15 protein-coding genes and 3 pseudogenes are annotated in these 14,613 nt (G+C 67.7%); 7 read left to right on the forward strand and 11 right to left on the reverse strand.

Going from position 1 to position 14,613, the window contains the following annotated elements:
• Positions 1-124 precede the first annotated feature (124 nt).
• From ACFXA3_RS15890 to ACFXA3_RS15905, 4 genes and pseudogenes are all read left to right on the forward strand, one after another.
• Entirely contained in the window at positions 125-385 is a 261-nt protein-coding gene (locus tag ACFXA3_RS15890) for a hypothetical protein (protein ID WP_385187149.1), read from the forward strand.
• 61 nt (positions 386-446) lie between these two features.
• A complete protein-coding gene (locus tag ACFXA3_RS15895; protein WP_363126650.1) occupies positions 447-650 on the forward strand; it encodes a hypothetical protein in 204 nt (67 codons plus the stop codon).
• 64 nt (positions 651-714) lie between these two features.
• Positions 715-1,956, forward strand: a complete 1,242-nt coding sequence (locus tag ACFXA3_RS15900; protein WP_385187150.1) for a ricin-type beta-trefoil lectin domain protein — start codon at positions 715-717, stop codon at positions 1,954-1,956.
• 104 nt (positions 1,957-2,060) lie between these two features.
• Positions 2,061-2,237 (forward strand): annotated as a pseudogene (locus ACFXA3_RS15905) (IS5/IS1182 family transposase); the annotation flags it as partial.
• A 388-nt stretch (positions 2,238-2,625) separates the two neighbouring features.
• On the opposite strand, the gene ACFXA3_RS15910 reads toward ACFXA3_RS15905, so the two are convergent.
• From ACFXA3_RS15910 to ACFXA3_RS15920, 3 genes are read right to left on the reverse strand one after another with little or no spacing between them, the layout of a single operon-like run.
• Positions 2,626-3,891: a multidrug effflux MFS transporter gene (locus ACFXA3_RS15910; protein WP_385187152.1), complete on the reverse strand. Its 1,266-nt coding sequence runs from the start codon at positions 3,889-3,891 to the stop codon at positions 2,626-2,628.
• Between the two features lie 3 nt (positions 3,892-3,894).
• Positions 3,895-4,539 (reverse strand): NAD(P)-dependent oxidoreductase, encoded by a 645-nt coding sequence (locus ACFXA3_RS15915; protein ID WP_385187154.1) that lies wholly within the window; start codon positions 4,537-4,539, stop codon positions 3,895-3,897.
• A gap of 23 nt (positions 4,540-4,562) precedes the next feature.
• Positions 4,563-5,315, reverse strand: coding sequence for an MBL fold metallo-hydrolase (locus tag ACFXA3_RS15920; protein ID WP_385187155.1), 753 nt, complete (start codon positions 5,313-5,315; stop codon positions 4,563-4,565).
• Positions 5,316-5,396: 81 nt separating this feature from the next.
• Here ACFXA3_RS15920 and ACFXA3_RS15925 point away from each other — a divergent pair, with 81 nt between their 5' ends.
• Positions 5,397-6,026, forward strand: a complete 630-nt coding sequence (locus ACFXA3_RS15925) for a winged helix-turn-helix transcriptional regulator (protein WP_385187157.1) — start codon at positions 5,397-5,399, stop codon at positions 6,024-6,026.
• A 68-nt stretch (positions 6,027-6,094) separates the two neighbouring features.
• Here ACFXA3_RS15925 and ACFXA3_RS15930 read toward each other — a convergent pair whose 3' ends face one another.
• The 4 genes and pseudogenes from ACFXA3_RS15930 to ACFXA3_RS15945 form a co-directional block, all read right to left on the reverse strand.
• Positions 6,095-6,682, reverse strand: coding sequence for an SMI1/KNR4 family protein (locus tag ACFXA3_RS15930; protein ID WP_385187159.1), 588 nt, complete (start codon positions 6,680-6,682; stop codon positions 6,095-6,097).
• A 43-nt stretch (positions 6,683-6,725) separates the two neighbouring features.
• Complete coding sequence (locus ACFXA3_RS15935) at positions 6,726-8,327, reverse strand: ISL3 family transposase (protein ID WP_385187161.1); 1,602 nt, start codon at positions 8,325-8,327, stop codon at positions 6,726-6,728.
• Positions 8,328-8,995: 668 nt separating this feature from the next.
• Positions 8,996-9,361 carry a DUF4279 domain-containing protein gene (locus tag ACFXA3_RS15940; protein WP_385187168.1) on the reverse strand — a complete coding sequence of 122 codons (366 nt, stop codon included), beginning with the start codon at positions 9,359-9,361 and terminating at the stop codon, positions 8,996-8,998.
• Between the two features lies 1 nt (position 9,362).
• Positions 9,363-9,733: pseudogene (locus tag ACFXA3_RS15945) on the reverse strand (transposase); the annotation flags it as partial.
• 14 nt (positions 9,734-9,747) lie between these two features.
• Here ACFXA3_RS15945 and ACFXA3_RS15950 point away from each other — a divergent pair.
• On the forward strand, positions 9,748-10,137 hold the full coding sequence (locus ACFXA3_RS15950) for a hypothetical protein (RefSeq protein WP_385187172.1): 390 nt from the start codon (positions 9,748-9,750) through the stop codon (positions 10,135-10,137).
• 553 nt (positions 10,138-10,690) lie between these two features.
• Positions 10,691-11,956 (forward strand): protein-glutamine gamma-glutamyltransferase, encoded by a 1,266-nt coding sequence (locus ACFXA3_RS15955; RefSeq protein WP_385187163.1) that lies wholly within the window; start codon positions 10,691-10,693, stop codon positions 11,954-11,956.
• A gap of 95 nt (positions 11,957-12,051) precedes the next feature.
• Here ACFXA3_RS15955 and ACFXA3_RS15960 read toward each other — a convergent pair whose 3' ends face one another.
• From ACFXA3_RS15960 to ACFXA3_RS15975, 4 genes and pseudogenes are all read right to left on the reverse strand, one after another.
• Positions 12,052-12,588: a transposase gene (locus tag ACFXA3_RS15960; RefSeq protein ID WP_385187170.1), complete on the reverse strand. Its 537-nt coding sequence runs from the start codon at positions 12,586-12,588 to the stop codon at positions 12,052-12,054.
• Positions 12,585-13,124 (reverse strand): winged helix-turn-helix domain-containing protein, encoded by a 540-nt coding sequence (locus ACFXA3_RS15965; RefSeq protein ID WP_385187165.1) that lies wholly within the window; start codon positions 13,122-13,124, stop codon positions 12,585-12,587. The genes ACFXA3_RS15960 and ACFXA3_RS15965 overlap by 4 nt, the downstream gene beginning before the upstream one ends.
• 175 nt (positions 13,125-13,299) lie before the next feature.
• The gene (locus tag ACFXA3_RS15970; protein ID WP_385187166.1) at positions 13,300-13,734 is read right to left on the reverse strand and encodes a hypothetical protein; all 435 of its coding nucleotides are present in this window, start codon (positions 13,732-13,734) and stop codon (positions 13,300-13,302) included.
• A 213-nt stretch (positions 13,735-13,947) separates the two neighbouring features.
• Positions 13,948-14,613, reverse strand: a pseudogene (locus ACFXA3_RS15975) (IS5 family transposase); the annotation flags it as partial.

A 14,613-nucleotide genomic window follows, 5' to 3' on the forward strand; every position in this document is an offset into this window, starting at 1 on the left:
TCCCGGCCCACACGCCCCTGCGGCGGGGGCGTTCCCCCGGCGCCACCACGCGGCGGGCCCCGGCGGGCGCGGGGGGGGGGCCGCCCGCGCCCTTTTCGCACCCCTCACCGAAGGCTCAACCACCATGAAAACACCCAAGCCGGACAAGTCGTCACGGCGCCGGGCGGCCGTCGCGGCGAGCGTGGCCCTGGCCGGTACCCTGCTCGCCGTCCCGTACATCGCCCAGGCCGCCACCGCCGACGAACCGGTCTCCGGACCGGTCCAGGCGCCCCCCTCCGAACTGGGTCCGGCCGAACATCGAGGGCTCCTGGACCGCGTGGCAAGTGGCGCCGAACGGGGGCTGAGTCCCGGCTCGGGGGTCCGGCAGGGAGCGCGCCCCGCGTGACCAGGATGGTGTCCGTCCCGTGCACGTGGAACTTCACCCTCCAGCTCGCCATTCGTAGGCGATGGACTTCGCCCGCACCATCAAGAAGGCCGTCCCCCGTCAGCGGGTCATCCTCACCGTGCACGAAATGAAGCGCCTCGGACGCGGAACCGCCGAACTCCCGGCCGTCACCGAACTCCTGGCCATCGCCGAGGACCTACGCCACCACGACATCCAGACGGACCATCGATTCACCCTGAAAGGAATTTTCAACAGTGAGCAGTAAAGCTCATTCGAGTCGATTGCAGAAACGCTTCCCTCTCATAGGGGTCCTGCTCTGTGTTTTCAGTATGCTCATCCTGATTCCCGCGTCACCGGCCCAGGCTCAACCGACTCCATTTGCCAGTATCAACCTGGTGACCTGGAACTCTCTCGGTCAAAACTGGAGCAGCGTCGCCGCCCTCCTGAGCCGTGGACACGGTCGGGAGAACCAGTTGGCGGTAATCCAGGAGGCAGGCCCTGCGCCCGCCGAGATGCAGGACTTCGGCGTCGTGGCGGAACGAACGTTCGGCAACGTGACGTACCAGGTTCGCCGTTACCGCTGGGAAGCGCCCGGCGCGACCTACCAGGTCTACTGGATGAACGGAAACGCCGCCAATGGGGGACGGGTCAACTTCGCCATAATCGCAAGGGAAATGGCGCTGTCCGTCCTCATCGCGCCGCCCCCGCGCCCCAACACCCGTCCCTCCTTCGGTATCAGGATCGGCCTGGACTACTATTTCAACGTCCATGCGCCGTCTCCGAACAACGGGCAGGATGCTGTTCAAATCCTGTCGAACATCAACGCAACCGTTGCAGCTGTCGACGGATTGAACTGGACCGCGATAGGGGATTTCAACGTAAACCCCGGCGCCCTTCAGTCCTTCATCAACGGAGTGTGGCCAACGGAAAGCAGGCGGCCACAGATTTATCAACCCGGTGTGCCTACACAGGACAGCGCGGGAACTCTTGACTACATGGTGTCAACGCATCGCTTCCCAGGGTTGCGCATGGTCCGTGACGGCCAGATCGGAAGCAGCGACCACTATCCGGTGTACAATGAGTTCAATTTGAGTGGCGGGGGCGAGGAATACTACCTTCGATCCAACAAGTATCCGAATTACACCATGCAGCCCAATGGCAGCCCGTACACCGGCGACAGCGTTATTCTCGGATACCCCTCGTCCCCGTTCGATGAATTCGTCTTCTCTGGCTCGTTTTCGAAAGCGAAGGCGGCGGGCGTAGGGGCGGAAGCGGCACTGACAACGATCAAGGAAGCGGACAGTGGCCTCTGCCTGGACCCGCTCGGGTACGTTTCGGAAGTCAGGGCGAAGCTGGAACTCTACCCGTGCTCCGGGTCAGTGGATCAGACGTTCTCCACAGACCCCGCCGACGCCGGAGGTACCGGCATGAAATCGATGATGATACGTCACGATCTCTCCGGGCTCTGCTTGAGTGTGTTCGAAAGCAGTACGTCTGCCGAACCGACGTGGATTGGGCTCGACAACTGCAATAAGAACTCGATCAACCAGAGGTTTTCCATCATTGCGTGAGCGCGTCATGACGCTTGCCTGAACTGAACCTCGAAACTGTTCCGAAACCCTGTCATCGCCCCGCCCGCAACCTGGGCGGGGCGATTCACCTGTCACGACGCACCAGAGGAATCGAGTCCTCGCAGCGGCTCGGCCACCACCTCTGGACCATCGAACGCACCATGGCCTGGCTCGCCGGCTGCCGCCGCCTCCACCGCCGCTACGAACGCAAGGCCGTACACTTCCTCGCCTTCACCAGCATCGCCTGCACCCTCATCTGCTACCGCAGACTCGCCAAATGAGATGACGTCTTAATGAGGTGCCAGAACTGCTGCTTGTTCATGGAGGCGGAGCCTGCCACCTGGTACTGACATCGGGCCGGTCGCGGGAGCTTGGCTCACCAGAGCAGCCACGTCGCTTCTGGCAGCGTGTGTGGTCGCCAGGTGCATATCGACTCCAGGTTCCTCCGGCTTTGGTGACCAGGCGGGTGGCGGTCTTGTCGTGGTAGCCGAGTGCCTTCGCGATGATGGGTGCCGGGGCTTGTAGGACGAGCTGGCGGCTCGCGGAGGCCCTGCCTCGTTGCGGCGGGACGCCGATCTTTCGCGTTCCACGCGTCGCTGCACCCGACCGTCGTCGTACGTCTGTCACGCTGATCGCGGAATCGCCCTGTTCGTCAGACGCTGGCCCGATTCACTGGATGCCGGCTCGTCTGCGATCGATGTGCCGGCGCGGTTGCCGGTGCCCGGCACGTCCTTGGCGAGCCGGCCTGCGAGTGCGCTCACCGGGCATCGACCGGGTGAGGACGCCGAGTGTGAGCAGAGCGAGCGCCGGCAGCACGGCGACGATGATTCCCATCGGCAAGGCGTCGGTGGCGCCACCCGCGCCGGCCAGCGGAGCAAGTGCCCCGCCGAACATGAACTGGCTGAAGCCGAGCAGAGCGGCGGCCGACCCGGCGTGTCCGCCGTGGTCGGCCAGGGCCTGGGCCGCGGCGTTCGGCATGACCAGGCCCACGCTGGAGACCAGGACGAACAGGCCGATCAGGAGCACGGGCAGGGGTGCCCGTGTCAGCACCGCGCCCAGGACCGTGGTGCCACCGGCTGTCGCGCCCAGCAGACCGGCGAGCAGCATCACGTGGGCGCCGGCCCGGGCCACCAGCCGGCCGCTGATCTGGGCGGCCGCAATGAGTCCGGCGGCGTTGACGGCGAACACGGCGCTGTACTGCTGCGGTGTCAGGCCGTGGATTTCCTGCAGGACGAACGGCGAGCCGGAGATGTAGGCGAACATCGCCGCGAAGACCAGGCCGTTGGCCAGGACGTACCCGGTGAAGACCCGGTCGCTGAGCAGCTGCCCGACGACAGCCGCCAGCGGCTGGCGTGACGCGGAGGACCGGGTCTCCGGCAGTCCTGCGGCGGACGCCGTCAGCATCACGGCGCCGAGTACGGCCAGGCTCACGAAGATCGCCGGCCAGGCCGTGACGCGCAGTAGCTGGCCGCCGAGGACCGGCGCGAACACCGGCGCCAGGCCGGTGATCAAGGTCAGTGTGGAGAAGAGACGTGCGGTGCGGGTTCCGGAGGTGCGGTCGCGGACCATGGCGTTGGCGATGACGATGCCGAACGCCCCGCCGATGCCCTGGACCAGGCGTAGGCCGACGAAGGTCCGGACGTCGGGCGCCACCGCGCAGAGCGCGCTGGCGATCGTGTAGAGGGCGAGGCCCGCCAGCAACGGACGCCGCCGGCCGTAGGTGTCGCTCAGCGGCCCGGCGATCAGCTGCCCGATGGCCAGCCCGGCCAGGCAGGCGGTGATGGTGAGCTGGGTGGCCGCGGCGCTGGCGCGCAGGTCGCCGGCGAGGTCCGGCAGTCCGGGCAGGTAGCCGTCGATGGACAGTGGTCCCAGGGCCGCGAGCGCTGCGAGCAGGACGATGAACCGGGTGTGCCGGCCGGCGGCGTCGTTGCTCATGGCTCAGTACGCCACGGTGATGCGGCGGCGGATCGCGGTGCCGCTCTCGATCGTGTCGGCCAAGGCGATCGCGTAGTCGGCGTACGAGATGCGGCTGTTGCCGTCGTCGTCGGTGAGCAGGGTGTCCCCGGCGCTGCGGTAGGCCCCGGTCCGCTCGCCCGCTGCGATGACCGCGGCGGGCGACACGTACGTCCAGTCGAGGTCGTGCACGCCGCGGTAGAGGTCGAGCGCTTCGGACTGGGCCTCGGCGTTGGCCTTCCACAGCGCGGGGAAGTCCGGGTCGTCCATGACCCGGGCGCCGGTCGGCGTGCGCAGGCTACCGGCACCGCCGATGGTGACCAGGCGGGTGACGCCGGCTCGGCGGAGTCCGTCGATCAGCGCACGGGCGGCACCGACGATCGTGGCGCGGTCGTTCTCCTGGCCGATCCGGGGGCCGACGGCCGACAGTGCGGCGTCGTGGGAGGCGGCGAGGCCGGCGACCGCGGCGGCGTCTGTGACGTCACCGGTGGTCACGGTCAGGGCCTTGTGCTTGAGTCCGTCGACGTGGCCGGCTCGGGTGACCGCGGTGACGGTGTGGCCGCGACGCAGTAGTTCCTCGGTGGTGGGCCGGCCGATGTTGCCGCTGGCACCGAACAGGACGATCTTCATGTGTTGCTCCTTGTTTCTGATGGTCACAGGACGGGCTGGCCGTCGGCGATGATGGCCGCGGTGATGCCGCGCTCGTCGGCGGCGTGCTGGAAGCGCTGCTCGATGTCGGGTTGTTCGGTGTAGAACGGCGGGTTGTGGAACAGGCCGTAGTGCATGGCGCAGACGGTGCCGGCGCCGAGTGCGACGGCGGCCTCGACGCCCTGCTCGGGGGTCATGGTCGCCGGGACGTTGGCCGCGTAGCCCTCGAAGTGGGCGATGACGCCGTTGACCGGTACGAACGCGACGTCGAACGGGCCGTGGTCGCGGGCGATCTGCCACCAGCTGCCGTGCCACTGGGTGTCGCCGCAGTGGATGACCCGCCGGCCGGCGCCTTCGACGACCCAGGCGACCTGGTCACAGTCGTTGCCGCGCCAGTCCAGCGAGGTCACCGGGATGACGGTCAGCTCTCCGATGCGGCGTGACCGGCCCAGGTCCTGGGCAACGGGGGTGATGCCCACCTCGTGCAGCGCCGCCGCGCTCGGGGTGTGGCAGCCGATCGTGCCGGTGGCCGCGATCCGGGCGATCAGGTCGTGGTCGTAGTGGTCGGGGTGTAGGTGGGTGATGAGGGCGTGGGTGCCGGGCGGGGTATCGACCGGGTCGACCGGCCGGTGCGGCGGCCCCATCACCGGTGCCAGCGGAGCGACGTTCTCGAGCGGGTCGATCAGCAGGCGGGTGTCGCCGAGACGGATCTCGACGCCGGCCCAGGCCAGCCGACGCACGGAAAGGGTGGGGGTCATGGGCAGCGACGCTAGACCGACGTTGTTGAGAAAGTCAACAAGCAAGTTTTGAATCTCAACACCACGATGTAGGATGATGGCATGCGCACCTACGGGCAGTACTGCGGCATCGCGAAAACACTGGACACCGTCGGCGACCGATGGACCCTGCTGATCGTCCGTGAACTGTTCGCCCTGGGTCCGTGCCGGCACACCGACCTGCGCAACGGGCTGCCCGGGATCGCCAGCAACCTGCTGGTCGACCGGCTCCGCGAACTCGAGGAAGCCGGCCTGATCCACCGCGAGGCCGCCCCGCCGCCGGTGGCCACCAGCCTGTTCTCCCTCACCGAGCGCGGCCGTGAGCTGGAGCCGGTGCTGCGGGAGCTGAGCCGGTGGGGCATGCCGCTGTTGCGTGAGCCGGGCGACAGTGACACCTTCCGCACCCACTGGCTGGACATGCCCGCCCGAGCACTGACCGACCACCGCCCCGACCAGCCGGCAATCGCCCTGCAACTGCACGCCGACGGCAGCGAGGACCTGGTCATCGAAGTCAAAGACGGCTCGGTGCACACACACGCCGGCCGGGTCGACCACCCCACCGCGTCACTGACCGGACCGCCGCACCTGCTGGCCGCGACCCTGCTCGGCGACCTCGATCTGAGCGCCGCAGTACAGCAAGGCCTGCGGCTCAGCGGCGAACGCGAGGCAGTACTGCGCATCCTGCCCCGCTGATCCGGGTGTGTGGCTTTGTTAGCGAGCTACGGGTTCTGGCTCACATTCCGTGGAGTTGTTACGGAGAGTCAGATCTTCGGGGCCATGCGATGGCGGTTGGGGTGGGCGCGAAGCCGGGGTGAGGTGAGTTCCAGGGCCCGGTTGTCGCGTCCGGCACTCATGTGGTTGAGCCAGCGTTCGTACCAGTCGAGGAAGTCTGTGGCGGAGGAGACGTTGGGACCCCAATACCCGTCGCCGTTGCCGATGAGGACGCGGCCGGTGAGGGGACCGGTCACCGCGATGACGCATACGTCGGTGCAGCCCATTTCGATGATGTGGAGGAAGAGATCGCGCTCGTGGGTCCCAGATCCTGTGCCGCTGAAGCCGCGTGGTGCCCCTGGTTCTCCGCGCGGATTCATGACCAGCAGGGAACACCGCTCCAGCGGCATGAGGCCGTAGAACGGCGCCGCGCCTGAGCCTCCGAGGTGCATGAGGAACTGCCGATAGGCGTCGGGTAGGACGATGTTGTGCTCGGCCTCAAACCCAGCGACGCGTGCTTCCGCCAGCCTCGGACCGAGGCGAAACTCGTGTTGCTCTTCCCCGAAGGAATGGCTGCGCAACGGTTGGAACGGGATCGCGGCCAGCATGCGACGCAGGCGGGATATGCGGGGATCCATGGTGCATCTTCTCTCGTCCCCGTCACCCTATGGGTGGCTGTGGTCAGCTGGCCAGAAGAACCCTCTTCCGCAGGAGAGCGAAGCCGGCGCGGCCGAACATCTGGCGTTTGAGCATCTTGATCCGGTTGACGTGTCCTTCGACGACGCCGGAGTTCCAGGGCAGGGTGAGCCCGGCAATGACGGCGTCGCGGTCACGTTCGATGCCTGCGGCGAGGGTATGGAGGCCGGGGAGGTTATCTTGCCGGACGGCATCGAGCCACTGCGGCAGCCGTTCGCCCTGGCGCTCGCTGAGCATCTGTCCGAAGGAGCGGACGTGGCGGGCGAGGGCGTCCAGTTCAGGGCAGTGGACCAGAACGGCCTTGAGTCGAAGGTGCTCCGTCTCGGTGAGGGTCTCCGGCCGGCGGAGGATCCATCCTGCGACGACCCGGGGTGAGGGTGGACGAGCGGTGACGGGGCTTGGCGAGAGCCGCTTCTCCCGGAAGTAGGCGCGAACCCGCTGGTAGCTGCCCTGATAGCCGAGCGGCACGATCTCCTCCCACACCCTCCATGCGTTCGTGCAGCCTTGGTTCCAGCGGTCATCCAGGTAGGGCTTGAAGGCATCGAGTTTGGATGGCCGGCCCTGCCACTGCCCCTGGAACAGTTCCTCCGGTGTGGCTGCGTCGGCTAGGAGCTTGACGGTGCGGGAGGTCATGCGGAGTTGGCGGCCGATCGCCCTCCGGCTGAGCCCGGCGGCCAGCAGTTCGTGGACGGTCGCGTGGTTGGCACGGGTGCGGTCAGGGAAGCGGTGTCCCCTCCGCCAGGGCGAGCCGGAGGGGTCTTCGAACTTCTCCGGATCGGGGGCAGGCTGGGCGGGATCTGGCGCCAGGACCTGCAGGCATCCGCGGTGGTCTGCGACGCACCGCTCTGCAGCCTCGCTCAGGTTGTGCCAAAGATGCCACCTGTCCGCGACCTGCACCGCCTGCGGCGCCCCGGCCGTGGCACCTTCGGCGAAGAACGGTGCCCGATCGCGGCAGACCACCTCCACCCCGGGCCGTTTCGCGAGCCAAGCCGCGAGGCTGGATGCCTCTCTGTCGGGCAGCAGGTCCAGTGGACGCCGGCTTTCGACGTCGACCAGGACAGTCCCGTAGTGACGCCCCTTGCGGGTCGCGTACTCATCGACGCCGACCACCCGCGGGGCTGGAACTTCGGGGTCGGGCAACGCTTCGACCAGCCTGAGCACTGTGCTGCGGCTCACAGACACGCCGAAGACGCGCGCCAGGCGGGCACCGGCCCTGCCGGCGAGCGCGAGGCCGACCGCGGCCAGCGTCGACCGCAGGCGCTCGGTCCGTCGGCCGTACCGACGGGTCAAGCCCGGCAGCTGTTCGGCGAAGGTCCGCCGCCCGCACGAGCGGACAGGGCAGAGGAACCTGCGGACGCGCAAACAGAGAGCGACCCGTCTGCCTCCGCTGGGCAGATCAGCGGGAAACCGCAGGTAGGAGCTGTGAATCCGCCGTGACCAGATCCCGCATCCGGGACAGACGGCCCCGGGCACCGTACTTCGGGCCTCTATACGTACCGCCTCGTCGTTCACGGCGACGGACAGCACCGTCACGCCGGCGATCGACGGGAACAGTAACCCCTCCAGCCGGAGCACCACTTCTTCCACGGGCCGAACTGTCAGCCACACCGCACCCGGTACGGGCCAATTCCGGGCGACTTCCCCAGGGCGCCCTCACCCGACAACCGTCACTCAGCGTGCATCCTCCACGGAAAGTGAGCCAGAACCCAAACCCGTGAACAACGCGCTTCACAAGCAGTGAATAAAGCCACACTACCGCCAACGTCGTCTTCACCGACCGCGACCACCTCGTCCAAGCAGTCCGCAGCGGCCTGCGCCGCATCCAACGACGGCCCCACCTCATCGAGGGGTGCCTCGCCGAAACCGGCCCATCGCTCCACACGACAACTCAACGGAAAGGTCAGTAGGACCTCTTATCCCCGACGGAGCCGTCACCACCAGCGCCGCCGAAGGTACGGACGTCGGTCTGGTCCTCGACCGCTCGCCGAAGCCGGCGGCCAGATCGGCGACACCGGCAACGGGTCCAAGGGGCGGGCCTGCCACGAGCTCCCGACGGCCCGGAACCGTAACTCAAAAGCACACGCCACCTGTCCGTAGCCATACGAGAACAGGGCCACAAGCGCTGCCTACGGCGGTTTGCCGGCGGCGAGGTGCTCTCCGGGTGCTCTCCCGCTGCTCTGCCATGAAGGGGGACCCCGGGGGTCGCGGCACGGCCGGTGCGCTGGCCCCGCTGGCGGGCCAGCGGGGCTTCCCAGTTATTGCGGGTCGCTGTAGACGTACTGGTCGATGTCCAGGGAGGCGTGGGACGTGGCCAGCCAGGATAGGAGGGCTGGGCTGAGGGCGATGCCCTTTTGCCCGGGGTCGTCAGGGTCTGTGATCTCCTGGACGATTTCCAGGCAGACGGCGGTGTCGCCGGAGGCGGCGAGGCGGCCCAGGGACTCGGCGAAGTCCTGCCCCCAAGCGAGGATCACCGGCTCCAGCTCCTCCGGTCGGGCGTGGCCGGCGTGGCGGATCCAGGTGGAGTGGAGCCGCGGGGGCGACTGGGGGCGTCGGCGGCTGCCGATCGATGTCGACTCGTCGGGTTTTTGGATTTGTGGGTGCGGCTCGCAGTCTTTGGGCAGGGGGCTTCAGGGCCTGGCTGTCGTGGGTGTTGGCGGCCGAGACGCCGACGAGGAGGGGCAGTCCGGCCGCGTCCGACAGGACGTGCGTTTTGGAGCCCGGCTTGCCCCGGTCCACGGGGCTCGGACCTGTGAGTTCGCCCCCTTTTTGGCTCGCACGTGCGCGGAGTCGAGGACTGCTCGGGAGAGATCGAGGAGCCCGGCGTCGTCGAGCCGGTACAGGATCTCCTCGTGCAGCCGGCCCCAGACTCCCGCCCTCGACCAGATCAGGAACCGGCGGTGGGCCGTGGATTTCGATATCCCGAAGCAGGGTGGCAGGGCCCGCCAGGCACACCCGCTGACCAGCACGTAAACGATCGCGGCGAACAACGTCTCGCCTGCCGCCCGCCGTGGATGCGCTGCGCACCACCCTGGCGGATGCCGGGGCGCACGCGATATTGCGCGAGCTCGACGCGCGCGAGCGGCAGGCAGGGGCCGCAGGCGACCCCGGGGCGGTCCTGGCCGACCGGGTTGCGCTGCTGGACGGGCGTGTATTCGCCGAGTTCTTCGACACCACTGGGGAAGGCCGACCCTTCTCGCGGCGCGCCCTGGCACACCCGCTGCGCGTGCGGATCGACTTGCCCGAGCGCGCTCAACCGGACGCCGGTGTGGTGCAGTGCCGTCCGCGAGATCAGCCAGGGGCCCGTGACGGGGCATTACCGGCCGTTTCCTGTGTGGCAAGGGTGGGTGGCAGGCACCGCGCAGCGGTGAGGAGCGCCGGAGCGGTGGCGGAGAACTGATGGTTCCGTCGGGGGTATCGGTCGCTCCGGTCGGCGTCCCAGGGCCCCGTGGGCCGGAGCTTGGGCGGCCATATCACGTCCAATGAGCTGCATCCATACCCGTCGGTGACCGCTCAGTTACTACGCTGTCCGGCATTCGGGGAGTCGATCCCGGCCGTGCCGCAGGTCCTCGTACGGAGGGGAACGCCGAGGCGCCCTGCCCGCGCACCTCTCCGGCAGGCTCGGATACCTGTCCGGATAGCGGTCATCCGGCGGCATGGCCGATTCTGCAGCCGGGCGTCGGCGGGGAGTTGGCAGGGGTGCGGAGCGGAGGACATCATCTTTCCTCGTACGAAACGGCTATCTGTTCGGGAGTAAGAAATGTGTTCGGCAATAGTCGCCGCATAGGCCTCCCAGGAGCCTTGAGGCGCCGCTAGATGCCACGAAGTGCCTTTCCCGGTGGGCTTGAGTTCCGCGCGCGCTCCCGCCTGGCACGCCGTTCCTGCGCAGCTGCCCTCTCGCACACTCACGCCTCCGTTCATTCGATTTCACCGTAGTGGAGTTTTTGACCCTCATGTACAGGCGCTCGAAGTCCCTCACCTTCACCGCTGTGGCCGTAGTGATGTGCACCGCCGGTCTCGTCCCGTCGGTCGGCCACGCCGCCGAAGTTCCCACCGGGGTTCCTGCCGGGGAGACGGTGCGCTCCTACGCCGAGAACCACGGACTCACCGCGGCCGATGTCATGCGCATCAACACCCTGAACGAGAAGGCGCTGAGCCTCGGGCAGCCCGGAAAACCCACGGGCTCCGTGCCGCCGAACGCCTCCGAGTCCTCCAGGGCCGCGGCGGACGGCGGGATGGAGACCCCGCCGGCGGAGCCGCTGGACCGGATGCCCGACCCGTACCGCGTTTACGGAGGCAGGGCCTCGACCTCGGTCGGCAACTACATACGCAAGTGGCAGCAGGTGTACAGCCAGCGCGACGGTCAGCGGCAGCAGATGACTGAAGCGCAGCGAGAGGCACTCGCCTACGGGTGCGTCGGCGTCACGTGGGTGAATTCCGGAAACTACCCGACGAACAAGCTGGGTTTTGCGTTCTTCGACGAGAGCAAGTACAAGGACTCTGTCAAGAACACCAGCCCCCGACCCGGTGAAACCCAGGCTGAATTCGAGGGGCGAATAGCCAAGCAGAGCTTCGACGAGGAGAAGGGCTTCAAGCGGGCTCGAGATGTCGCGTCCGTCATGAACAAGGCCCTCGAAGGCTCCGGCGACGAGAATGCCTACCTCGCCAAGCTCAAGGCGGAGCTCGGCAAGACGAACGACGCCCTGGCCGACGAGGACGGCCGCTCGAACTTCTACGCGGCCCTGCGCAACACGCCGTCGTTCAGGGACAAGAACGGAGGAAACTCCGATCCCTCCAAGATGAAGGCTGTCATCTACTCGAAGCACTTCTGGAGTGCCCAGGACCCGCGCAGTTCCGCCGACAAGAGGAAGTTCGGCGACCCCGAGGGCTTCCGCCCCAGCCAGGCCACCGGCCTCGTCGACATGTCGAAGGACCGGAACACCTCGCGCAGCGCCACCAAGCCCAGTGAGAGCTTCGTCAACTTCGACTACGGCTGGTTCGGCGACCAGAAGGAGCCCGCTGCCGACAAGACGATCTGGACCCACGCCAACCACTTCCACAACCCCAACGGCGACATGGGTCCGATGAACGTGTACGAGAGCAGGTTCCAGAACTGGTCTTCCGGCTACGCCGACTTCGACCGCGGCGCCTACATGGTCACCTTCATCCCGAAGAGCTGGAACACCGCGCCCGACAAGGTGACGCAGGGCTGGCGGTAACCGTCCGCCGCTCGCGCTCCCGGACACTCTTGGCGCCCGGGAGCGCCTTCTGCCGACGTGCTGAGGGCAGGGCGACCGCTCTCCTGCTGAGGTTTTCAGTGTGGGGTCGGTGGGTTGATGGCCAAGCCGGTGGCGGTGAGGCAGTCGTCGTTCAGGCGGGGTCGGAGCTGGATCCGTCGTAACTCGCGGCGGAGTGTGGGGTCGAGGTCGTCGGGGGTGTCGAAGGCGGTGTTGGCCGTCGCTCTGCGGACGAGTGACCAGACGGCCTCGACGGGATTGAGGTCGGGTGCATACGGCGGGAGGCGGACGGTGGTGAGCCAGTCGTGCTCGGTTTCGTACCGCTTCAGTCCTGTGGCCAGATGGGTGTTGAGGTTGTCCCAGATCACCACGATCGGGTCGTCGAGCTGGATGTGCGCGCGGACCAGGAGGTCGCGGTAGTCCTTCCAGGAAAAGCTTTTGCGTGCGCCTTTGAGCAGGAGGTGGGTGCGGGGGCGGTGGATGAGGCGGCTCTTCTCGCCGGGTTTGTAGCAGCACAGGGCGGCGACTGAGGTCCGGCGGCGGGACCTGCCTCGGACGCGGATGACGGGGGTCTGCCCGCGTCGGCCCCAGGTGCGGGCGACCGGCGGCGTCATGGAGAAGCCGGCTTCGTCCTCGAAGACGATCCAGGCCCCGGATGCCGCCGCGAGTCTTTTACCCGGGGCCACACCTCCTTCTTCCACAGCTCGACCGCGTGCTCGTCGCGTTCCAGTGCTCTGCGGGCGGGTGCCTGCCAGGACCAGCCGTGCCGTTTCAGCAGCCGCCACACCGTCGCCACCGACAGACTCACCCGAAGCTGGATACGGATCACCGTCTGGACGTGGGCCAGGGTCCACCGTTCGTCTTCGAAGCCGTGCGCCGCCGGTCCCTTGCCGAGTTCTTCCTCGAGCTCAGCGAACTGGGCGTCGGTGACGGTCGGGGAATTCGCCGGACCCGCCGAATGCAGGGCCTCCATGCCGCCCTCGCGCCAGGGACGGCGCCACCGCTCCACCGACCGCACACTCACCCGCAGCTCTTTCGCGATCACCGCGGTCTTCACGCCCGCCGCGAACCGCACGCCGGCCTGAAGCCGGATCCCCTCACGAAACGCCCGACGCTCAGCAGTCAGGCCCCCACCCTCCGGATAACGCATACCACCGGCATACCGCAGGGATCATGAACCGTCACGCCCCGACGACAACCCGAAAACCTCAGTAATCATGGGGGTGAGGCGGGCAGCACAGGGTGACCCCCGACCGCCGGTCCGGGGGTTGCCGCGGAGCGGGAACCTTCTCTCTATGTCGATCAGCCTCTGGCGGCCGTCGGGGTCAGTGTGACGTCGTAGCCCAGTGCCTTGAACTTCCGTAGCTCATGTTTTGCCATGCTGGATCGAGACGCTTGGTGTGGAAGTCGGAGCCGAGGTCCTGGAAACGGGTGTCTGGCTCCGCCAACAGGTGGTGCCAGACGATGACCAGGATCGATCGGGCGACGGCGACCAGGGCCTTCATGTGGCCCCGGCGTTTGACGATCCGCCGGTAGCGTTCACCCAGGAACGTGTCCGTGAGGGAGGCGGTCATCGCGGCTTCGCCGAGCGCGCCCCGCAGCCAGGGGTTGCCCTTACCGGTCCCCGCCGAGGTGTTCTTCGCTCCGGACTGCAGGGTGCGCGGGGAGGGTTTGGCCGGCCGCGTACCCGGCCCCTGATCGGGCGCGTGGACCCCGAGCCTGCGGGGATCGTCCGGGTCAGCAGGCGGCCGACGACGCACACGGTGTGCGCCTCGGCCGGTGCCGAATGGCTCTGCCCCCGAGAGCGGAACGCGCCTTGCCGAGAAGCACCCCTCGTGCGGGTTCTTGCGTGCTGTGTATGTGCTTTGTCGTCTGCGGGGGGAAACGAGGGGGGAAGCGGTTTCTGCGGACTGGCTGCATTGCGCCTGGTCAGACATGGAACTGTGGCTGGTGACTAGGTTCTGTCTCCTTGGTCAGCGTCGGGTCCAGATGAGGATGCCGGCGATGTGGAGTGCGGCCTGGTAGGCGATGGCGAGTTTGTCGGTTCGTGTGGCCAGGCTGCGCCACTGCTTGAGCCGGTTGATGCAGCGTTCGACGGTGTTCCGCTGCTTGTAGGCCTCGCGGTCAAAGCCGGGTGGACGGCCACCGTGGCGGCCCCGCCGCAGGCGGTGCCCGATCTGGTCGGAGGGCTGCGGGATAACCGCCCGGATTCCCCGGCGCCGCAGGTGATTGCGGATGGCGCGGGAGGAGTAGGCCCGGTCGGCCAGCACCGCGAAGGGCCGGGTTCGTGGTCTTCCGGGGCCGCTGCGGGGTACGCGAATGCGGGACATCACGCTCTCGAAGGCAGGCGCGTCACCGGCCTGACCTGCAGTGACAATGAAGGCCAGGGGCCGTGCCCCGCCGTCTGAGGCCAGGTGGACCTTGGTGCTCAGCCCGCCGCGGGAGCGTCCGAGAGTGTGGTCGGCGGGCTTGCCGGATCGAGTCGCCCCCTTTTCCGTGCACCGGCGGCGTGTTGGTGGGCCCGGACGATCGTGGAGTCGACCGCCACGGTCCAGTCGATCTCGTCGTTGGCATCAGCCGCTGCCAGGACAGCGGCGAGGATCGCCTCCCAGGTGCCGTCGACTGCCCACCTGATCAGC

This window comes from Streptomyces sp. NPDC059456 (assembly GCF_042750055.1).
Classification (GTDB): domain Bacteria; phylum Actinomycetota; class Actinomycetes; order Streptomycetales; family Streptomycetaceae; genus Streptomyces.

Bases quoted from the DNA above. Each gene is read 5' to 3' on its own strand.
- ACFXA3_RS15900 (WP_385187150.1), top strand. From the start codon at position 715: ATGCTCATCCTGATTCCCGCGTCACCGGCCCAGGCTCAACCGACTCCA.
- ACFXA3_RS15965 (WP_385187165.1), bottom strand. From the start codon at position 13,124: ATGCGTTATCCGGAGGGTGGGGGCCTGACTGCTGAGCGTCGGGCGTTT.
- ACFXA3_RS15895 (WP_363126650.1), top strand. From the start codon at position 447: ATGGACTTCGCCCGCACCATCAAGAAGGCCGTCCCCCGTCAGCGGGTC.
- ACFXA3_RS15960 (WP_385187170.1), bottom strand. From the start codon at position 12,588: ATGACGCCGCCGGTCGCCCGCACCTGGGGCCGACGCGGGCAGACCCCC.
- ACFXA3_RS15915 (WP_385187154.1), bottom strand. From the start codon at position 4,539: ATGAAGATCGTCCTGTTCGGTGCCAGCGGCAACATCGGCCGGCCCACC.
- ACFXA3_RS15910 (WP_385187152.1), bottom strand. From the start codon at position 3,891: ATGAGCAACGACGCCGCCGGCCGGCACACCCGGTTCATCGTCCTGCTC.
- ACFXA3_RS15930 (WP_385187159.1), bottom strand. From the start codon at position 6,682: ATGGATCCCCGCATATCCCGCCTGCGTCGCATGCTGGCCGCGATCCCG.
- ACFXA3_RS15890 (WP_385187149.1), top strand. From the start codon at position 125: ATGAAAACACCCAAGCCGGACAAGTCGTCACGGCGCCGGGCGGCCGTC.
- ACFXA3_RS15920 (WP_385187155.1), bottom strand. From the start codon at position 5,315: ATGACCCCCACCCTTTCCGTGCGTCGGCTGGCCTGGGCCGGCGTCGAG.
- ACFXA3_RS15925 (WP_385187157.1), top strand. From the start codon at position 5,397: ATGCGCACCTACGGGCAGTACTGCGGCATCGCGAAAACACTGGACACC.
- ACFXA3_RS15955 (WP_385187163.1), top strand. From the start codon at position 10,691: ATGTACAGGCGCTCGAAGTCCCTCACCTTCACCGCTGTGGCCGTAGTG.